This is a genomic window from Nonomuraea sp. CA-141351, assembly GCF_050944675.1.
Taxonomy (GTDB): Bacteria; Actinomycetota; Actinomycetes; order Streptosporangiales; family Streptosporangiaceae; genus Nonomuraea.
Genome location: NZ_CP191982.1, coordinates 4706771 through 4726119 on the forward strand (window position 1 = coordinate 4706771; position 19349 = coordinate 4726119).

Genomic DNA, 19349 nt, shown 5'->3' on the forward strand with positions numbered 1-19349 from the left:
GGCGCCCCGGTGCGGTCAGACCAGGCCGACCATGAAGCCCTCGTCGCGGATGCCCAGGTAGATGCCCGGGCGGTACTGCCGCATCGCGTGCTCGATGACCGGGATGTACTTGGGGTTGGAGCCCAGCGGGAGCCGGTAGCCGTTCTTGACCGTGTGGAACTCCCACAGGTGCTCCATGTCCGGATGGCGCGCGCGGAAGCCCGGGTCGGCGGGGAAGAGGTCGAGGCGGACCATCGTCCTGCGGACCAGGTAGTCGGCCAGCTTGACCCGGCGCTGCTGCGTGCGTGAGATGCCCACCCCGGACAGCTCGTTCCACGGAGCCGCCCACGGCTTGCCCTGGGGGTCGTCCCAGCGCACGCCGAAGCCGTCGAAGACCAGCCGGCGCGGCCGGCTGACCTTGCGCCAGGCGATGATCGGCAGCAGCCCGATGAACAGGAAGATCAGCCCGAGGACCAGGACCACGACCGCGCTGCCCGAGCCGCCCGTCGTCTGCCCGGTGAGCGCGGAGAAGATCGAGATGAGCCCGATGACCCCCGCGACGGAGCCGCCGATCAACGCCTTCACCTTGGCGTCACCGCCTACGTCGATCACCACCGGAGGCGGCGCGAAGGCAGGGGGCTGCCGCGGGGGATGGGGGGTGTTGAACTGTGGCTGTTGGGGGCCGTACATCATGGAACGGCAGGTTAGCCATGATCGCCGCCCATGCGGCGATGCTTCGGACTTTTGCGAAGCATCACGGTCAAAGCCAGCCGGCTTCCGTGGCGATCCGTACGGCGTCCAGGCGGTTGCGGGCGTCGAGCTTGGTGACGATCGCCCCCAGGTAGTTGCGGACGGTGCCCTTCGTGAGATGGAGCGCGTGCGCGATCTCCGAGAGGTCGTCGCCGCCGGCGGCCAGGCGCAGCACGTCGACCTCGCGCGGTGACAGCGGGTTCTCCCTGGCCGTGATGGTCGCCGCGGCGAGGGCGGGATCGATCACCGTCTCTCCGGCGTTGACGCGGCGCACGGCCGCGGCGAGGTCGGCGGGCGGGGCGTCCTTCAGCATGAACCCCCCGACGCGGGCCGCGAGCGCCCTGCGCAGGACCTCGGGGCGGCCCAGCTGGGTGAGCACGAGCACCCGGCAGCCGGGGAGCCGCTTCCCGAGCTCGGCGGCGGCCTCGATCCCGTCCATGCCGGGCATCTGCACGTCCAGCACCGCGACGTCGGGCCGGTGCTCCAGCGCCGCGGGCACCACCGCGTCCCCGGACGGCACCTCGGCGACGACCTCGATGTCGGGCTCCAGGCGCAGGAGCGAGGCCAGCGCACCCCGGATCAGGTGCATGTCCTCGGCCAGCAGCACCCGGATCACCCTCGACTCCCCCTAAGCGGAAAGGACCATGATATTTCCGGTGTCCGGTTCGTGCATTTCACATACCGGATCGAGGTGCCAGGCACTGGTCCGCGACCGCCCAGGTTTGCGATCTTGAGAGTATGAAGAGAGCCCTGTTCCTCGGCCTGACGACGGCGCTGCTGGTCTCCGGCCTCTGCGGTACGGCCACCGCCGCCACGGACCTGGAAGGCGTCGGAACGCTGGTCGACGAGGTGGTGCCCGCGCAGCTCGCCGAGCACGGGATCCCCGGCGCGGCGGTCGCGGTGGTGTCGGGCGGGCGGCAGGTGTTCGCCAAGGGGTACGGCTACGCCGACCTGGCGAAGCGCATCCCGGTCGACGCGGCCCGCACGGGGTTCTTCACGGCCTCGACGGCCAAGACGTTCACCGCCATCGCCGCGCTCCAGCTGGTCGAGCAGGGCAAGCTCGACCTCCACGCCGACGTCAACAGATACCTGAAGACCTTCGAGATCGAGGACACCTTCCCCGGACGGCCGGTCACCCTGGAGCACCTGCTGACCCACACGGCCGGTTTCGAGGACAGCGTGATCGGCTCGTCCTGGGACGATCCCGCCGCCGCCGAGCCGCTGGCGGAGGTGGTCAAGAACGGCCTGCCGGAGCGGGTGCGCCCGCCGGGGACCGTCCTCGCCTACGACAACTACGCCTACAACCTCGCCGGCTACCTGGTGGAGGTGGCCTCCGGCCAGCCGTTCGCCGAGTACGTCCGGCAGCACGTCCTGGCGCCGCTCGGCATGAGGAGCACGTCGTTCGCCGCGCCGCTGCCCGCCGCGCTGACCGCCACCCTCGCCCAGGGGTACAACGGGGACGTCCCGTACAAGCGCTACTACGGATCGCCCGCCTCCGGGGCCGGGCCCGTCACCACCGCCGCCGACATGGGCCGCTTGATGACGGCGCTGCTGGGCAACGATCAGCGCCTGGGCAGGAACATCGGCGCGACCATGATGCGGCGCCACTACACGCAGGACGAGCGGCTGCCCGGCATGGGGTACGGCCTCGAGGAGCTGGCCAGGAACGGCCACCGCATCTTCTACAAGGGCGGCGACATCAACGGCTTCCACCACGTCCTGGCCCTGCTGCCCGACCAGAAGAGCGGCGTCTACGTCGTCTACAACGGCGAGGACTCCACGGCGGCCGCCAACGACCTGATCACCCGGATCGTCGACCGGTACTTCCCCGGCCCGGTGGACAGCCCGCGGCCGGTGCGCGGGGACACCTCCGCGTACGCCGGCACGTACACCTCGACCAGGATCCGCGGCGACCTGCTGCGGTCCGGCGCGCTGTTCAACAACGTGACCGTGGAGTCCGCCGGCGACGGCACGATCACCACGACCGGCCTGTCGCGCGACCCCGCCAAGCCGGACCAGACGTGGCAGCTCATCGGGCCCGGCCTGTTCGCCGAGCGGGGCGGCCAGGAACGCATCGCCTTCGACGGCCACGGCCTTCTCGCGGGCGGCCACCAGGAGGAGGCGGCCACCTTCGAACGCTCCGGCGCCGCCTTGCACGTGTGGCTGGTCTACGCGGGCCTGACCGTGTTCCTGATCGCCGCGCTCGGGATGCCGGTCGCGGCGCTCGTACGGAGGATCCGCAGGCGCCCGGCCCGCCACCGGACCGCGTGGTGGCTCGCCTGGCTCACCAGCGCGCTCGTCCTGGTCTTCGCGTACGGGTTCGCCGCCACGATCGCCATCGCGCCCACCGACGCCATCTTCCTCGGCTCCCCGCTCCTCACGGTCGCCCTGGCCGCCTCATCGACGGCGTTCGTCCTCACCGGCGGGGTCGTGGCCTGCTCGGTGGGCGCCTGGTGGAAGGGGTGGTGGGCGCTGCCGGGACGGATGTCCTACACGGCGTTCGCGCTCGTCACGGTGGCCTTCATGGTGGTCGCGTACCTGTACCACATGGTCGGGGGCGTGTTCGCCTGACAGGGATCTGAGCCCCGTGCCCGCGACTCTCGGCGCCACCTATGGGATGCTATGGCCGGAAACGGTGAAGGTCATGTCGCGGTGGGGATCGGGTGTCCACGCTCATCATCCTGGTGGTGCTCGTCCTCCTCGTGATCCCCCCGACGGCCGGCCTGCCAGGCGTGCCGGCCCTGCTCTCCCTCGGCCTGCAGGTCCTGTGCTCGTTACCGCGGACCAGGCGGCTGCGGGGCTGGTGGCTGGTGGCGGGCCAGGCGGTGCTGTTCGTCTGGATGGGCCCGGTCCCGTTCGGCGGTCCTTCGGCGTTCTTCGCCGCCTCCGTGCTGCTGATCGCACGTGGCCCGCTCCGCTGGGCGCTGTTCGCCGGCGTGGCCGCCGCCGCGGGCGTGATCAACCTCGGCGCCGACCCGTACGTCTGGGTCAACGCCGTCGGGAACACGGTCACGCAGGGCCTGGTCGTCTTCGCCCTCACCCGGCTCAGCGATCTGCGCGACGAGCTGCACACCACCCGGGCCGAGCTGGCCGCCCAGTCGGTGGCCGAGGAGCGCGAGCGGGCCGGCCACAACCTGGACACCGTGCTCGGCTCCGCGCTGTCCGGCGTCATCGGGCTGGCCGCCGCCGGGCGCGCCGAGGAGATCCCCCCGCTGACCCGGCGGGCCGCGCAGCAGGCCAGGCGGCGCCCCGAGCCCGCACCCATGCCGCCGCCCGGCGATCTGACCCCGCGCCTCGCGGTGCCCATCCTGACGGTCGTCTACCTGTGGTTCCCGGTCGCCGCGATCATCGTCGTCGCCCGCGCGCCGGTGCCGGTCGGGCTGCGGGTGGCGTACTGGGCCATGGTCATCGCGGTCGTCGCTCTGCAGGCGTACCACGCGCTGCCGCGGCCTCCCGGCACCTGGCCGCGGCACGCCGCCTGGACGCTGCCCGCGCAGCTGATGATCGCGTGGCTGCCGCTGCTCGAGCCGCACCGCCCGTACTACCAGCTGGCCGGCTGGGCCGCCGCCGCGCTGCTGATCGTGATCCCCTCGTGGCGGATCGCGTGGGTGCTCTACGCGGTCGTGGTGGGAAGCGTGCCCATCGTGCTCCTGCTCCGGTACGGCTCGCCCGCGGGCATACCGGCCGCCCTGCTGGAGGTGGCCGGCATGTCGGCGATGTTCTACGGGCTGACCGCGGTGACACGGCTGGTCTACCAGGTACGCGAGTCGCGGCTGGCGCTCGCCGGGCTGGCCGCGGCCCGGGAGCGGCGCAGGATCGCCCAGGACGTGCACGATCTGATCGGCTACGGCCTGTCCGCGATCACCGTCAAGGCGGAGCTGGCCGCCCGCGACCCGGCTCGTGCCGCGGCCGAACTGGCCGGCATCGTCACCGTGGCCCGCGACGCTCTCGCCGGCCTGCGCGCCATCCCCGGTGACCGCGAGCCCGAGCTCCGCCTGCGGTCCGAGCTGACCTCGGCCCGCGAGATCCTGGAGGCGACCGGCGCGACGGTGCGGATCGACGCCGACCCCGCGCTCCTGCCCGACGACACCGACGATGCCCTGCTCGCCGTCGTGGTTCGCGAGGCGGTCACCAACGTGCTGCGGCACAGCCAGGCACGCCACGTGACGATCGCCCTGTCCGCCTCCGGCGACCACGTACGCCTCCGCGTGGCCAACGACGGCGTCACCGGTCGCCCATCCGACCCCGGCCAGGGCCTCGCCAACCTCACCGAACGCCTCGCAGCCCGCGGCGGCGGTCTCACGACCACCTCGCGGGACCACCACTACCGGCTCGAGGCAACGCTGCCCATGCGTGACCGCGGGCGCTCGGCGTGAGTGGCGGCGCCGGTGACGGGTAGATAGGCGAGGTGCAGTCTCCTCGTGTCGCCCGGCCGGTGATGTACAACCGCTGGTCGGACATCACCTTCATCCATTGGCGCTACCCGGCCGAGCTCGTGCGGCGCCTGGTGCCGGACTGCCTCACGGTCGAGACCTACGACGGGGCGGCCTGGGTGGGTCTGGCTCCGTTCCGCATGGACGAGGTACGCGTGCCCGGCGCGCCCACCCTGCCAGGGCTGTCCACGTTTCCGGAGACCAACGTGCGGACCTACGTCCGCGACGGGCGCGGGCGCAGCGGGATCTGGTTCCTGTCGCTGGACGCCGGTCGCCTCGCCGCCGCGCTCGGGGGCCGCGCCGGCTATTGGCTGCCGTACTTCTGGTCCGACATGTCGGTACGTTCCGACGGCGCCCACACCCGCTACCGGTGCCGCCGGATCTGGCCGAGGCACGGCCAGGCATGGTGCGACGCGGACGTCACGGTGGGGCTGCCCCTGGAGCAGGGCGAGCGGGGCGGCATCGCGAGTTTCCTGACGGATCGCTTCCTGCTGTTCACCCTCGTGGCCGGGCGGCTGGCCCGCGCGCCGGTGGAGCACCCGCCATGGCCGCTGCGCCGGGCCGAGCTGACCGACCTGGACCAGTGTCTCCTCCAGTCCGCCGGGCTGCCCGCGCCTTCCGGGCCGCCGCTCGTGCACTCCTCTCCCGGAGTCCCGGTGCGGGTGGGAATGTGGCGTTGGTGACCGTGTCGGAGGCATTGCCATCTCTAGGACCTTCGACGGTGTAGTGGGGAGATTGCCCCGGGTAGGCCGCAACCCGAATGCCACGGCCTCGAAGGAGCGCTGCTCACATGACCTTCAACCCACTCCGGGAGCGGGGTATCCCGCTGGACGATCAGCTGCGTAACTGGCGCGAGCTGAACGTCGAGCCCATCGATCCCGACCACGCCGATCCGTACACGCGGTGCCGGATCATCGCCATGAACGGGATCGAGACGGAGGCGATCTTCTTCAGCCACCATCTCGCCCGCCACTGCCCGGAGATCGAGCTGAAGCAGCAGCTGGCGCGGGTGCGTTACATCGAGGCGCAGCAGCAGAAGGTGGTCAACTGGCTGCTGCCCGGGGTGTCGTCGGTGCTGGAGACCACGCTCGCCTACGAGCAGGTCGCGGTGGATCTGACGGCGTGGGTGGCGCGGATGGAGCCGGACGGGTATTTGAAGCAGGCCTACCAGTTCGGGGTGCTGGAGGACTTCGACCATCTGTACCGGTACGCGAACCTGTACGAGATGATCGAGCGCCGCAAGGCCGAGAAGATCGTGGACCAGCTGACCGAGGTGATGCCGGGGCGGCCGACGTACCTGCACCATCGGGATCCGGTGGACAACGTGCGTGAGCCGTACGACAGGAGCAACACCGCGCCCATCTCCAAGCTGCACGCGCTCACGATCATGGCGGCCGAGCAGCAGACCATGAACTTCTACATGAACGTCGGCCCCATGTACATGGAGCCGATCGCGCGCCGGCTCTACCAGGAGATCGCCCTGATCGAGGAGGAGCACGTCACCCACTACGAGTCGCTCGTGGACCCGGGCGAGAGCTGGTGGGAGATGCTGCTCAACCACGAGTACAACGAGTGCTACATGTACCACTCGTTCATGGAGACCGAGTCGGACCCGAGGGTGAAGAACATCTGGGAGCTCCACCTCAACATGGAGCTGGAGCACCTGCGGCTGGCCGCCGAGCTGTTCAAGAGGCACGACGGGCGCGAGCCGGAGGAGGTGTGCGCTCCCGAGCTGCCGGCCCCGGTGACGTTCGAGCCGAACAAGGCCTACCTGCGCGAGCTGATCGCCACCCAGATCGACTTCACCACCCTGGGGACCGGGTACGTCCAGGACGCGCACGAGCGTTTCCAGAAGATGCAGGACGCGATCATGGGCGGCGACAAGGCGCCGTCCGAGCGGGTCATCGAGGAGAACCGGGCGAAATCCGGCCAGGAGTACCGCCTGCAGACGGAGGGCGAGCACCCCGTGGGCAGCCTGGCGTTCAGACGCTGACCTCCCCCTCGACGGAACGGGTGATGGGCGAAGAATGTCACATTTGCCGGAGTAAAGACGTCTTATCTGTGTAGACGCGTCGTACTCCATAGCGAGGTGAGCCCCTTGATCCCCTATACCGATCCCGGCGCCTGGATGATCGCCATGGACGCCAGCGAGGCGAAGCTGTCGACCGGCCTCGGGACGCATGACTTCCAGGGCTCCTTCTACCTGGATCCGGGCGGGTCGCTGGCGGGGTTCACGCTGCGGCTGGCCTTCCCCGGGGCCGCCGAGCTCTGCTGGGACTCGGTGAGCCTCGAGGGCGGACCCCGGGTCAGGGGGACCAGCCGGTTTCGGGTCGGCCGCCGGGAGACCGTCGCCGGCGTGTCCGGGTTGTGCGTCCCGGTGCCCGTCGGCCGTACCGGCCGCTCGTACCTGAAGATCGTCTTGGCGGCGGCGTTCTCCCCGTTGCGGCTGCGCTGGCCCAGGGCGCGGATACGGCCGGTGACGCTGCAGCTCTTCAGCGAGATCCGCCCCCTGGCCGCCGGCAGTGAGCCCGGCGGTGGCATCCGCTCCGACGGGCTCTAGGGGCGGCCTAGCGGACCTCCACCTCAATGATGCGGGTGTAGTCGTTGGCGCCGTTGGAGGCCAGGGCGACGATGCGGACCGCGTCCGCCGTCACCGGCGCGAAGTCGGAGCGGACGCTGCCCGCGGTGTTGCCGCGGACCTGCGCGACCGTCTGCCACTGGCCGTTCAGTCCCGCCTGGACGTCCCAGTCGCGCAGCCCGACGCTCGAGGCCGGGTAGCGCTCGGTGTTCAGGGTGTAGAGGTCCACGCGGGAGATCTGCTTGGCCCCGCCGAGCGCGATCGCCACCGTGTCGGGCCAGGCCCTGGACGTGGCGTCGTTCCAGCCGTTGCCGCCGGCCCAGCCGTTGGAGCCCGAGTCGCCGTCCGCGATGCTGCACGGCGGGTAGTTCGCGTTGGTGTGCTGGGACGAGGCGGTGATCGGGCGATAAAGCGCGAAATTTCCGCCGTTGTCGAGCTTGTCGAGGGTTACCACCTGCACCGGCACCGGCAGGGTCTGGTTCGCGGTCTTGAGCCGCAGCCCGTACTCGCCCTCGGAGGTGGTGGGAGGGACGGCGATCAGCAATTTCGCCCCGAGCTCGTAGCCGGGTGGCAGGTAGCTGGTCAGCATCGAGCGGGAGGCGGACAGCGGCTGATCGATCTCCACGGACAGGCTGGCGTACGAAGGCTTCTTCGCGTCGCTGCGCATGCCGACCTCGATCTTGGCCGGGCAGGCCGGGTCCACGCCGAGCGGGGCGAGCACCCGGTCGGAGCCCGCGATCGGGGTCAGCTTGCCCGTGCCCTTGGACGTTCCCTGCCGGACCTTCACCGATGGGACCGAAGGGGGCTCAGTGGGGGAGGGCTGCCAGGCCGCGGCCGTGGCGGTCAGGACGGTGGCGGCGGCCAGCGCGGCGGTGAGGAGTCGCATGATCGGTCCTTCCTGTCAGAGCGCGTGCAGGCCGGGCACGCCGTCGAGGGCCACGAGACTGGCGCGGGTGGAGACCGGCGCGCCGGGCCGGTCCACGTACGGGACCACCTTGAAGTCGGCCCGCCACTGGCTCCGGGTGACCTCACAGGAGACGTAGCCGCGCTGGTAACTGGAGAAGCGAAGATGCGGGTTGACCGGGTCGCTGCCCCCGGGCGGCAGGCCGGTGTTCGCGTTGCCGTTGCCGCCGCTGCTGACCGAGGTGCCGACGAACTCCACGCCGACCGTGCGCGACGAGGGGTCGTCGAAGTTCGCCTTGAGCTCGCCGGCCAGGTTGTAGTGGATGTCGCCGGTCAGGACGACGGGGTTGCTGACCTGCCGCTCGACCATGCCGTTCAGCACGCGGTCCTTGGCGGCCTTGTAGCCGTCCCAGAGGTCCATGCTGAGCTTCTGGGCGGGCCCGGCGTCGTAGTCGAGCTGCATCATGGCGATCTGCTGGGCCAGCACGTTCCACTTGGCGCGGGAGGCGCCCAGACCGTCGAGCAGCCACTTCTCCTGCTCGGCCCCGAGCATCTGCCGGGCCGGGTCGAGCCGCTCCGCGCAGTCGATCTGCTGCCCGTCGCCGCAGACCTGGTCGTCGCGGTACTGGCGGGTGTCCAGCACGTTGAACTCGGCCAGGTCACCGAAGGCGAACCTGCGGTAGATGCGCGCGTCGGGCCCCTGCACGGCCGGCACCCTGATCGGCAGGTTCTCCCAGTACGCGCGGAAGGCGTTGGCGCGGATCACCAGGTAGTCCTGCTCGGTCACCTCGCCGCCGGGGCCGTACTTGCCCGCCCAGTTGTCGAGCACCTCGTGGTCGTCCCAGGTGACGATCCACGGCGCCACCTGGTGCGCGGCCTGCAGGTCTGGGTCGCTCTTGTAGAGGCCGTACTGGACGCGGTAGCGGTCGAGCGTGTCGCACTGCACCCGGAACTGCTCGGGCACCGGAGTGTTGCGGTTGCCTCCCGACGGCACGATGCCGTACTCGTAGATGTAGTCCCCGAGGTGGAAGACCACGTCGGGCTGCTCCTCCGCCAGGTGGCGGTAGGCGGCGTAGTAGCCGTCCTGCCACGACGCGCATGAGGCGAAGGCCAGCTGGAGCGACTCGGGGCTGCTGCGCAGTGCGGGGGCCGTCTTGGTCCTGCCGACCGGGCTGAGCTCCCCCCCGGTGCGGAAACGGTAGAAATACTCGCGGCCGGGCAGCAAACCCTTGGCGTCCACGTGGACCGAGTGACCGTACTCGGGGGTGGCCCAGGTGGAGCCGTGCCCCACGCGCCGGGTGAACCCCTCGTCCTCCGCGATCTCCCACTCCACCTGGATCTTGTTGTACGGCAGGCCGCCCAGCGGCTCCAGCGGTTTGACCGCCAGCCGGGTCCAGAGCACCACCCGGTCGGGCAGCGGATCTCCCGACGCGACGCCGAGCTGGAAGGGATAGTCGCCCTTGACCGTGGCCTGGGCCGTCCACGGGTCGGCAAGGTCGGTGCTGAACGCCAGGGCTAATGCGCTGAGGCCGAGAAAAGAACGGCGGGTGTGCATGCTGCTTCCTCACGTGCGGGGGCGAAAGCCCTCACTTTGTAGCAAGCAGGCAAGGTCTTAACAAGACTTGAGTTACAAATCACAGATCTTGCTGTTACAACTGAGCGACCTCGACCCGCCGGTGCCGGTCGCGCAGCCGCTGCAGCATCTCGGCGGGCGCGTTCGAGTCGACCACGATGACGTCGAAGTCCTCGAGCGGCGCGACCCTGTGCAGGGCCACCCTGGCCAGCTTGGAGCCGTCCACGGCCAGGATCCGCCGCGTGCCCGAGTGCAGCATCGCCCGCTTGACCAGCACGATCTCCTGCTCCTGGTGGAAGGCGTACTGGTCGGAGACCGCCGAGGTGGAGACCACCACCACGTCGGTGCTGACCGCCTCGACCGCGTCCACGCAGCCGAGCCCGAGGAACGAGTCGTGGGTGGCGTGGTACTCGCCGCCCAGCGCGATGAGCCGGATGTCGGGCGTGCCGGCGAGCAGCCTGATCGCCTCGAGGAAGTTCGTCAGGACGGTCAGCGGCGCCAGTTCGCCCAGCTGGCGCGCCACGGCCAGCGCCGTGGTGGAGTCGTCGAGCATGACGGAGCTGCCCGGCTCGATCAGCCCGGCCACCACCCTGGCGATCGCGTCCTTCTCCGCCGTGTGCGCCTGGAGCCGGTAGGCGATGTTGCTCTCCCAGACGTTGGAGGCCTGGGCGGTGGCGCCGCCCCGGACCTTGCGCACCATGCCCTGGCGCTCCAGCTCGTCGAGGTCCCGGTGCACGGTCATCACGCTCACCTCGAAGCTCTCCGCGAGCTCCGTCACCGAGGCCGAACCCTGCCGCACGATGTGCTCGGCCATGTCCCGCCACCGGGCGGACCTGCCAGAGGTGTGCTGCCGCGACTTCACTAAGCCCCCACCCTCGCTAGGACGGTTGCGGATCCTACTCTTGACACCCTTCTCGGGCGACTCGTAACCTCCCGACATCCCTCAGTTTTAACAAGTTTGGCTGTTAACTTAACAGACCCGTCATTAAAACGTTCGTATCGGCTCGCCAGCGCCGTCGAGGAGACATGACATGACCGATCTGCGTGACGCCCGACTGAGCCGGGTCCAGTTCTTCCGCATGATGGGCGGCCTCGCGGTGGCGGCGGCGGCCACGGCCTGCTCGACCAAGCCCGAGACCACCGCCACGACCGGCGGCGGGGTGGCGGCCCTCGACCTGAAGGTCGTGGGCGTGGCCGACCAGAAGGCGCCGTTGGACGAGCTGATCGCCACGTACCAGAAGGCCAAGCCGGAGGTGCGGCTCACCGCCTCCTACGCCCCCACCGATCAGGTGCAGACCTCCGTGCGGACCCAGCTCGGCGCGGGCAACGGGCCTGACCTGCACGTGGTGTATCCGGGCAACGGCAGCGCGATGTCCATGAGCCAGATCGCCAAGGCCGGGCTGCTTGCCGACCTGTCGGCCCAGGCCTGGACGAACACGATTCCCGCCGGCTTCAAGCCCGCCTTCCAGCTCGACGGCAAGACCTACATCTACTCCGCCGGGTCGTCGGTCATCGGCGCCGTCTACAACAAGAAGGCGTTCCAGAAGGCGGGCGTGGACGCGCCGCCCACCACGTGGACGGAGTTCCTCGCCGTCTGCGACAAGCTGAAGAAGGCCGGCATCACGCCGATCGCCCTGGGCGCGCAGACGCCGTGGGTCACCCAGCTCATCACGTACGCGCTGGTGCCCTCCACCGTCTACGCCAAGGACCCGACGTTCGACGACAAGCAGCTCGCCGGGCAGACCACGTTCGCCCAGTCGGGCTGGCGCCAGGCCATGGAGATGTACCTGGAGCTGCAGAAGCGCGGCTTCTTCAACGACAAGCCGAACGGCACCACGTTCGAGCAGCAGATCTCGATGGTGGCCACCGGCAAGGCCGGCATGGCGATCCAGGTGTCGGCCGTGCTGCCCGACTTCCGCAAGGCGGCCTCCTCGCCCGACGACCTGTCGATGTTCCCCGTGCCCGGGGCCGACGATGCCAACCAGGTGTGGATCCCGGCCGGCGTGGTCGTCGGGCTCGGCGCGAACGCCAAGGGCAAGAACGTCGAGCAGGCCAAGGCGTTCATCGACTTCCTCGGCAAGCAGGAGAACATCAACGCCTGGGCCAAGGCCATCGCCGCGATCCCGCTCACCCAGGACTCCTCCTCCACGATCGACCCGGCCGTGCAGTCGTTCCTGCCGTTCACCAAGGACCGGGCGGTGCCGTTCATGGACCAGCGCTGGCCCAACGCCGAGGTGCAGCCCGTGCACTTCGCGGTGATCCAGGAGCTGCTGGCCGGCAAGTCGACCATCGACGAGGCGCTGAAGAAGATGGACGAGGCGTACAAGAAGTGACTTCCCTGACTGTGCAGCGGCGCTCGGCAGCCTCACGGCGGAGGCGGCGGTTCCGCGCCACCTCCCCGTCCTGGCTGTTCGCCGCGCCCGCACTCGTCGTCTACGCGCTGGTCGTGCTCTACCCGGCCGCGGCCGGCGTGGTGTACGCCTTCACGGACTGGAGCGGCATCGGCCAGGACATGGCCTTCGTCGGCCTGTCCAACTTCGGCACGCTCCTGCACGACGAGCAGGCCATGGGCTCGATCGGCAACACGCTGCTGCTCACCGTGGCCATCGTGGCCGTGCAGAACGGCGTCGGGCTGCTGCTGGCCCTGGGCGTCAACGCCAAGCTGAAGAGCCGGGCGGTGCTGCGGGTGGTCTTCTTCGCGCCCGTGGTCGTCAGCCCGGTCATGGTGGCGTTCCTGTGGAAGTACGTCTACAACCCCGACCCGTCGGCCGGCCTCAACGGGCTGTTCGGCCTGCACGTGGACTGGCTGGGAGACCCGTCGGTCGCGCTGTGGTCGATCGCCGGCATGGTCGTGTGGCAGTACGCCGGATACTCCATGGTCATCTTCCTGGCCGGGCTGGAGGGCGTGCCCAAGGAGCTGCACGAGGCGGCGATGATCGACGGGGCGGGCACGTTCCAGCGCTTCCGCTACGTCACCTGGCCGCTGCTCGCCCCCGCGGTGACGATCAACCTCATGCTCTCCACGATCGGCGGGCTCAAGCTCTTCGACCAGGTTTTCGCCGCCACGAACGGCGGCCCCGGCTACGCCACGGAGACCCTGTCCACGGTGCTGTACAAGCAGGCGTTCGTGTTCGGCAAGTTCGGCTACAGCACCGCCATCGCGCTGGTGCTCGCGTTGTTCGTGGCGGCCGTCTCCCTCATCCAGGTCTACTACCTGCGCAACCGCGAGGTGACCGCGTGAGAAGGACGTTCCTGCTGGAAATCGTGATGATCGCGGTGGCGGTGGCCTTTCTGTTCCCCGTCTACACGCTGGTCTCGCTGTCGCTGAAGGACCCGGCGCAGATCTCCCAGACGCCGCTGGCGCTGCCCAGCCCGCCCACGCTGGCCAACTTCGGCAAGGCATGGACGGCCGCCGCGCTCGGCCCCTCGCTGGTGAACAGCACGGTGATCACCGTCGTCAGCCTGGTCGCGCTGATCGCGCTCGGCTCCTTCGCCGCCTACTTCCTGGCCCGGGTGCAGACCCGGCTCGGGTACGGCCTCTACATCCTCTTCCTGCTGGGCATCGTGCTGCCGTTCCAGCTCGGCATGATCCCGCTCTACGAGCTGGTGACCGATCTGGGGCTGATCGGCACGCATGCCGGAATGATCCTCTTCTATACCGGCATCCAGCTCCCCTTCACGGTCTTCCTCTACACCGGCTTCATCCGCGCGCTGCCCCGCGAGTACGCCAGCGCCGCCCAGATCGACGGCGCCTCGCACCTGACGGCGTTCACCAAGGTGGTCTTCCCGCTGCTGCGGCCCATCACCGGCACCGTGCTCATCCTCAACGCCGTCTTCATCTGGAACGACTTCTTCACCCCGCTGCTCTACCTGGGCGGCTCCGGGTTCGAGACGGTCCCGGTCAGCGTCTTCGCCTTCGTCGGCCAGTACGTCTCCGACCACGGCCTGGTCTTCGCCGGGCTCGTGCTGGGCGCGCTGCCGATCGTGCTGGTCTTCCTGGTGTTGCAGCGCTACGTCATCAAGGGCTTCGCCAGCGGGCTGAAGGGATGACCCTCTTGGACGTGCTGCGCGACCCGCCCCGGGAGTTCTCCCCGGCGGCCATCTGGTGGTGGAGCGGCGAGCCGCTGCGCCGCGACCGGCTGCGCTGGCAGATGGAGCGCCTGGTCGCCGGGGGAGTGCGCAACCTCGTCATACTGAACCTGGCGCCGTCGGGGCCGCTGTTCGGCTCCGACGCCGACGATCCGCCGTTCCTGTCCGAGGCGTGGTGGGAGCTGCTGGACGGCGTCTGCGCCGACGCCTTCGAGCTCGGCGCGTACCTGTGGTTCTACGACCAGCTCGGCTTCTCCGGCGCCGACCTGCAGGCCCGCCTCGTCCAGGAACGTCCGGAGTTCGCCGGCCAGTGGCTGGCCGCCGACGGGTCCGTCTCGACGCGCGGCTTCGACTACCTGTCCCGTGAGGCGTGCGCGGTGCTGCTCGACCGGGTGCACGGGGAGTTCGAGCGGCGGGTCGGCCACTGGTTCGGCAGGGTGATCGCCGGGTCGTTCCAGGACGAGCTGCCCACCCTGCCCACCTGGTCGGCCACGTTCGCCGAGGAGTACGCGGCCAGGCGCGGCGAGCCCTTCTCGCTCGACGAGCCGGACTGGCAGGCCTACCAGCTCACCCGCGCCGAGCTGGCCGAGGAGGCGTTCTTCCGGCCGCTGGCCGCCTGGCACGAGCGCCACGGCCTGCTCAACGGCTGCGACCAGCAGGACCCGGCCCGCGCCGGGCATCCCGTGGACGGGGTGCGGTTGTACGGCGACTACGCGCGTACCCATCGCTGGTTCGGCGCGCCCGGCTCCGATCACCACGGGGACGCACGCCTGCACTCCTCGCTCGCCCACCTGTACGGCAGGCCGCGCACCTGGATCGAGGCGTTCCACTCCAGCGGCTGGGGCGGCACCCTGGAGGAGACCTTCGACTGGTTGCTGCCCTGGCTGCGGGCCGGGGCCAACCTCTACAACCCGCACGCCGTCTACTACACGACCAGGCGCGGCTGGTGGGAGTGGGCGCCTCCCTCCACCGACTGGCGCCAGCCGTACTGGCGGCACCACCGCGTCTTCGCCGACGCGGTCACCCGCCTGTGCGCGGCGCTCTCCCTGGGCCGCCACGCCTGCGACGTCGCGGTGCTCCTGCCCACCGCGACGTCGCAGGCTGGCACCGGGCTGGACGGGGTCTCTCCCGAGGCCGCGCGGGCGCAGGAGGTCTACCGCGAGATCGTGGGCGACATGGCGTGGTTCGCGACCGTGCCCGGGGCGCTCGACCGGCTCTGCTTCGACGCCGACGTGATCGACGAGGACTCGGTCCGGCGGGCGAACGTGAAGGGCGGGCGGCTGAGCGTCTCCACCGAGGCGTACCGGGCGATCGTGCTGCCGGCCGTCACCGTGCTCGACGAGGACGTGGCGGCCAGGCTGGCGGAGTTCGCCGCCGGCGGCGGGCTGCTGGTCGCGGTCGGCGCGCTGCCGGAGGGGCTGCCGGCCGCGTACGTGGAGTCGAGCGAGCAACTGGGGGAGGCGCTGGCCGGGCTCGAACGGCGGGTCGAGGCGCCGGTGCCGCCGCTGGTGCGCGAGATCGGGGAGACCACGCTGGTGTTCCTGACCGCCACGCACCCCATGGCCAGCAGGATCGGCGTGGGCCGGCCCGAGGAGCGCGGCATCGACCTGGGCTGGCTGGATGCCACCATCTCCTTCGACCCCGGTCGCTACGCCAAGGAGATGCGGGTCAAGGTGCGGGGAGTCTCCGGGACGCCGATGCTGGCCAGTCCCTTCACCGGGGAGACCCGGGCGCTGCCGCACACAAGGGACGGTGACGCGGTGGAGGTCGTCGTGCCTTTCGACGACGGGCCCGCGGCGCTGCTGATCTTCGACGGGACCACTTCCGCGGTGCCCACGCCTCCGTCGTACCCCCACGAGGTCGATCTCGGTGACGAGTGGGACGTCGAGCTGGTGCCGACGCTGGACGACACGTGGGCGGACTTCGGCACCCAGGCCACCGTCGAGCGCTGGACGCTGCGCACACCGGACGGCGAGCCGGTACACGCCACCTTCGGGCCCCGCGGGGAGCAGCGGGTGGGAGCCGGGCCGTGGACGCCGTCGGTGTGGTCGCCCTCACGCGGCCTGCGCAAGGACCCCATCCACCGGGAGACCCTCGGACCGAAGGGGCACGTGCCGGGCGAGTTCCTGGCGTTCGGGCAGGTGCGGGCGGGCGAGGAGGCACGCTTCCGCAGCGTGCTCACCGTCCCGCGCACCGGCTGGCTGGCGGTCGGGGCCGGGGCGGCGAAGACCGTGTGGCTGGACGGCGAGGAACTGCCGCTGGACGACGCCGGATACGCCGCGGTCTCGCGCTCGCCGGTCGCACCCGGCGAACACCTGCTGGAGCTGCGGCTGGTCCCCGACGAGCCGCTCGACCTGCGGGCCTACGCCTGCCTGGTCGGCTCACCGGCGGACGCCGTCCGGCCCGAGTGGATCAGCGGGTCTCCCATGGAGGCCACGGTCCACGTCGGCGAGCCGCCGTACGAGCTGGTGCAGGTGGCCTCGACGGTGTTCTGCCGCGTGCTGGTCAACGGGGTGGAGGCGGGCAGGCAGGGCGGATTCGACCCGTACGAGGAGGCGGACATCCCCCGGGTGCGCCGCTACGACGTGTCCCGGCTGCTCCGGCCCGGCGACAACACGATCACCGTGGAGTCCGGCGGCTGGGTGCTGGTGGACGGGCTCGTGGTCTCCGGCCCCGGCTGGTCGTCGCGACCGCGCGTACGGCGGCGCCAGCACGGCGACCCCGCCGCGCTCCACCTGCGTACCCGGCCCCACCCGCTGCCCGAGGCCGGCTGGCTCGACGGTCTGCCCACCGCCCTGCCCGCCACGTTCACCGCGCCCGGCGGCCGTCCGGGCGTCGAGCGCTTCCTGCTGGACCCGCCGCCCGGCGTGACCGGGATCGAGGCGGACGCGACGGGTCCCGTACGGATCCGCGGAACGGAGCTGGAGGTCACCGGGGAGCTGACCGGCCCTGTCCGCTTCACCTGCGGCCCCGGCCGCATGCGGCTCGGCGACTGGGAGGAGCGCGGCCTGTCCGGCTACAGCGGCGGCGTCCGCTACCGCACCACGATCGCCGCCGCGGCCGGGCCGGGCGTGATCGACCTCGGCAGGGTCCGGGGCACGGCCGAGGTGACGGTGAACGGGCGGCCCTGCGGGATCAGGGTGTGCTCGCCCTACACCTTCGACGTGGGGCTGGACGAGGGCGAGAACACCATCGAGGTCCTCGTCCTCGGCACGCTCGCCCCGTACCTGGACGAGGTCAGCCCCACGCACTTCGTCTTCCCCGGCCAGCGCAGCACCGGCCTGTTCGGCCCCGTCCGCCTGCGCACCCCCTGACAGCGCTCTGCCAGCTTTCTACCAGAGCGACCGGCGACCGTGAGGTCATGGACATCCAACTCGGAGTGGTACGGGGCATCCAGTACGGCCTCATCGCCAAGCCCGACACGTTCGCCCCGCAGACCAAGGAGCTGGGCGCAGGACTGGTACGCGTGTTCTTCTACTGGTCGCAGCTCGAGCCCGAGCCCGGCCGCCACGACTGGTCGGCGGTGGACGCCGTGCTCGACCAGGTCGACGACGGCACCGAGCTCTGGTTCACCTTGGGCGCGTCCTCGCCATGGGGCTCCACCCGCTCCACCGACCTGCTGCCCGCCTCCCCGCCCGTCGACCCGGCGGCCTACGCGGCCACGCTGCGCGCCCTCGTGGAGCACTGCCGGGGCCGCGTGCGCTACTGGCAGTGCGAGAATGAGCCGTGCATCGCGCTGTTCTGGGCGGGCACGGCCGCCGACTACGTCGCCCACCTCACGTCCTTCCACCAGGCGGTCAAGAGCGCCGACCCGGACGCCACGGTGGTGCTGGGCGGCTGCCCGCCCGGCGTGTTCCCCGCCCCCGACGAGCCGGACGGCGAGCGGGAATTCTTCCTCCAGGTCATCGAGGAGGGGCGGGACGCATACGACGTCTTCGACATCCACCTGTACGGGGACCCCTACCTGATCCCCCGCACGATCGAGGACGTGCGCGCGGCGGTGGGGGACAAGCCGGTCGTGGCGGGCGAGTACAACGGGCCGCTGCCGCTGCAGTACCCCGAGGTGTTCGAGCACCTGACCGAGGTGTTCGCGGCCGGGGGCGTCCAGCCGTGGCACAGGCTGACCGTCGAAGACCTCCACGAGGGGCGGCTCACCACCGAACCGGTGCGCGCGGCCATGAAACGGCTGTACGACCGGATGGCCGAGCTGCCACCCACCCTCCAGATGTTCATGACCGGCTGCCCTGAGGAGCTCGAGGCCCTGCGGCACCGGCTCAACGCCGACGACCTCGTCATCAGGAACATGCTGGCCCTGTCGTGCGGCATCCGGCTGACCGTCTGCTGGCAGCTCGGACCCGACGAGCCCACGGCGCCGGACCCGTACAACTTCCTGCAGCTGCTGTTCTCGAAGTTCCAGCTGATGGCCTTCGAGGGCGACACCATGTCCGTGCGGCACCCCTGCGCGGACGCGTTCGCCGAGCTGTCGTCGCGGCTGGCCGGAGCGGAGGACGTCCGCCGCGTGGAGGTTCCGGGGCGCCCGGACGCCTACGTCTTCGAGCTGGTCGGCACGGGGGTGGAGGTGGCCTGGCTGCGCCCCTCAACCCCCGGGCCGCCGGCGCTGGTATGGAACGGCACGGCCCTGCGGTCTCGGCCTCAGTACGGGTACGCCCACAGGTCGTAGGTGGGGTACTGCGGGTTCTGCGGCTGGGTCGCGCTGCACCACCAGGTGCCCCACCGGCCGTTCTGCTGCCCGGACTGGCCGAACGAGATGCAGATGTCGTAGGGCAGGCTGGAGTAGACCTTCTGCAGGGTCAGGTCGGCGTGCGCGGGCGTGGCCACGGCCAGGGCCGGGACCAGGGCGGTGGACGCGAGTAGCGACAGGGCGGCGAGTCGGTGGCGCACCAGGTCTCCCATCTCGAAGGGGGCGGATCACCGCAATTGCACGATGCGGTGATCCGTCACCGCAACGGTGCCGCCCTCGCCCGCTTGGCGACCAGTGCGAACGCCGGTCGCGGCGTGAAATTTTCAGAACTCCACGCGGGCG

General features: G+C 70.6%; 16 protein-coding genes. 10 read left to right on the plus strand and 6 right to left on the minus strand.

The genetic code is table 11. The annotated features are described in order from the left end of the window. Window positions 1-15: 15 nt before the first annotated feature. Complete coding sequence (locus ACQPWU_RS22260; RefSeq protein ID WP_433442980.1) at window positions 16-672, minus strand: hypothetical protein; 657 nt, start codon at window positions 670-672, stop codon at window positions 16-18. Window positions 673-739: 67 nt separating this feature from the next. Next, window positions 740-1345, minus strand: a complete 606-nt coding sequence (locus ACQPWU_RS22265; RefSeq protein WP_433442982.1) for a response regulator transcription factor — start codon at window positions 1343-1345, stop codon at window positions 740-742. A gap of 122 nt (window positions 1346-1467) precedes the next feature. On the opposite strand from ACQPWU_RS22265, the gene ACQPWU_RS22270 reads away from it, so the two are divergent. The 5 genes from ACQPWU_RS22270 (at window position 1468) to ACQPWU_RS22290 (ending at window position 7722) form a co-directional block, all read left to right on the plus strand. Further along, on the plus strand, window positions 1468-3300 hold the full coding sequence (locus ACQPWU_RS22270; protein ID WP_433442985.1) for a serine hydrolase domain-containing protein: 1833 nt from the start codon (window positions 1468-1470) through the stop codon (window positions 3298-3300). A 92-nt stretch (window positions 3301-3392) separates the two neighbouring features. After that, entirely contained in the window at window positions 3393-5105 is a 1713-nt protein-coding gene (locus ACQPWU_RS22275) for a sensor histidine kinase (RefSeq protein WP_433442987.1), read from the plus strand. A 32-nt stretch (window positions 5106-5137) separates the two neighbouring features. Then, window positions 5138-5845, plus strand: a complete 708-nt coding sequence (locus tag ACQPWU_RS22280) for a YqjF family protein (protein WP_433442990.1) — start codon at window positions 5138-5140, stop codon at window positions 5843-5845. Window positions 5846-5952: 107 nt separating this feature from the next. After that, window positions 5953-7155: a hypothetical protein gene (locus ACQPWU_RS22285; protein ID WP_433442993.1), complete on the plus strand. Its 1203-nt coding sequence runs from the start codon at window positions 5953-5955 to the stop codon at window positions 7153-7155. Between the two features lie 105 nt (window positions 7156-7260). Next, the gene (locus ACQPWU_RS22290; RefSeq protein ID WP_433442995.1) at window positions 7261-7722 is read left to right on the plus strand and encodes a hypothetical protein; all 462 of its coding nucleotides are present in this window, start codon (window positions 7261-7263) and stop codon (window positions 7720-7722) included. 7 nt (window positions 7723-7729) lie between these two features. On the opposite strand, the gene ACQPWU_RS22295 is transcribed toward ACQPWU_RS22290, so the two are convergent. The 3 genes from ACQPWU_RS22295 to ACQPWU_RS22305 all read right to left on the minus strand — a co-directional run bounded on the left by ACQPWU_RS22295 (window position 7730) and on the right by ACQPWU_RS22305 (window position 11030). Beyond that, on the minus strand, window positions 7730-8626 hold the full coding sequence (locus ACQPWU_RS22295; protein ID WP_433442998.1) for a discoidin domain-containing protein: 897 nt from the start codon (window positions 8624-8626) through the stop codon (window positions 7730-7732). Window positions 8627-8641: 15 nt separating this feature from the next. Beyond that, window positions 8642-10198, minus strand: a complete 1557-nt coding sequence (locus tag ACQPWU_RS22300; RefSeq protein WP_433443001.1) for an alkaline phosphatase D family protein — start codon at window positions 10196-10198, stop codon at window positions 8642-8644. A gap of 94 nt (window positions 10199-10292) precedes the next feature. Next, window positions 10293-11030, minus strand: coding sequence for a DeoR/GlpR family DNA-binding transcription regulator (locus tag ACQPWU_RS22305; protein ID WP_433443004.1), 738 nt, complete (start codon window positions 11028-11030; stop codon window positions 10293-10295). A gap of 217 nt (window positions 11031-11247) precedes the next feature. Here ACQPWU_RS22305 and ACQPWU_RS22310 point away from each other — a divergent pair, with 217 nt between their 5' ends. The 5 genes from ACQPWU_RS22310 to ACQPWU_RS22330 are packed head-to-tail and all read left to right on the plus strand — an operon-like array spanning window position 11248 to window position 18986. Further along, a complete protein-coding gene (locus tag ACQPWU_RS22310) occupies window positions 11248-12549 on the plus strand; it encodes an extracellular solute-binding protein (protein WP_433443007.1) in 1302 nt (433 codons plus the stop codon). Further along, window positions 12546-13457 carry a carbohydrate ABC transporter permease gene (locus ACQPWU_RS22315; RefSeq protein ID WP_433443010.1) on the plus strand — a complete coding sequence of 304 codons (912 nt, stop codon included), beginning with the start codon at window positions 12546-12548 and terminating at the stop codon, window positions 13455-13457. Before ACQPWU_RS22310 ends, ACQPWU_RS22315 begins: the two co-directional genes overlap by 4 nt. Next, entirely contained in the window at window positions 13454-14266 is an 813-nt protein-coding gene (locus ACQPWU_RS22320; RefSeq protein WP_360701385.1) for a carbohydrate ABC transporter permease, read from the plus strand. The genes ACQPWU_RS22315 and ACQPWU_RS22320 overlap by 4 nt, the downstream gene beginning before the upstream one ends. After that, window positions 14263-17619: a hypothetical protein gene (locus tag ACQPWU_RS22325; protein ID WP_433443013.1), complete on the plus strand. Its 3357-nt coding sequence runs from the start codon at window positions 14263-14265 to the stop codon at window positions 17617-17619. Before ACQPWU_RS22320 ends, ACQPWU_RS22325 begins: the two co-directional genes overlap by 4 nt. A 47-nt stretch (window positions 17620-17666) precedes the next feature. After that, entirely contained in the window at window positions 17667-18986 is a 1320-nt protein-coding gene (locus tag ACQPWU_RS22330) for a hypothetical protein (protein WP_433443014.1), read from the plus strand. Here ACQPWU_RS22330 and ACQPWU_RS22335 read toward each other — a convergent pair. Beyond that, the gene (locus tag ACQPWU_RS22335) at window positions 18959-19207 is read right to left on the minus strand and encodes a hypothetical protein (protein WP_433443016.1); all 249 of its coding nucleotides are present in this window, start codon (window positions 19205-19207) and stop codon (window positions 18959-18961) included. The two genes, ACQPWU_RS22330 and ACQPWU_RS22335, sit on opposite strands and share 28 nt — an antisense overlap. Window positions 19208-19349: the final 142 nt, after the last annotated feature.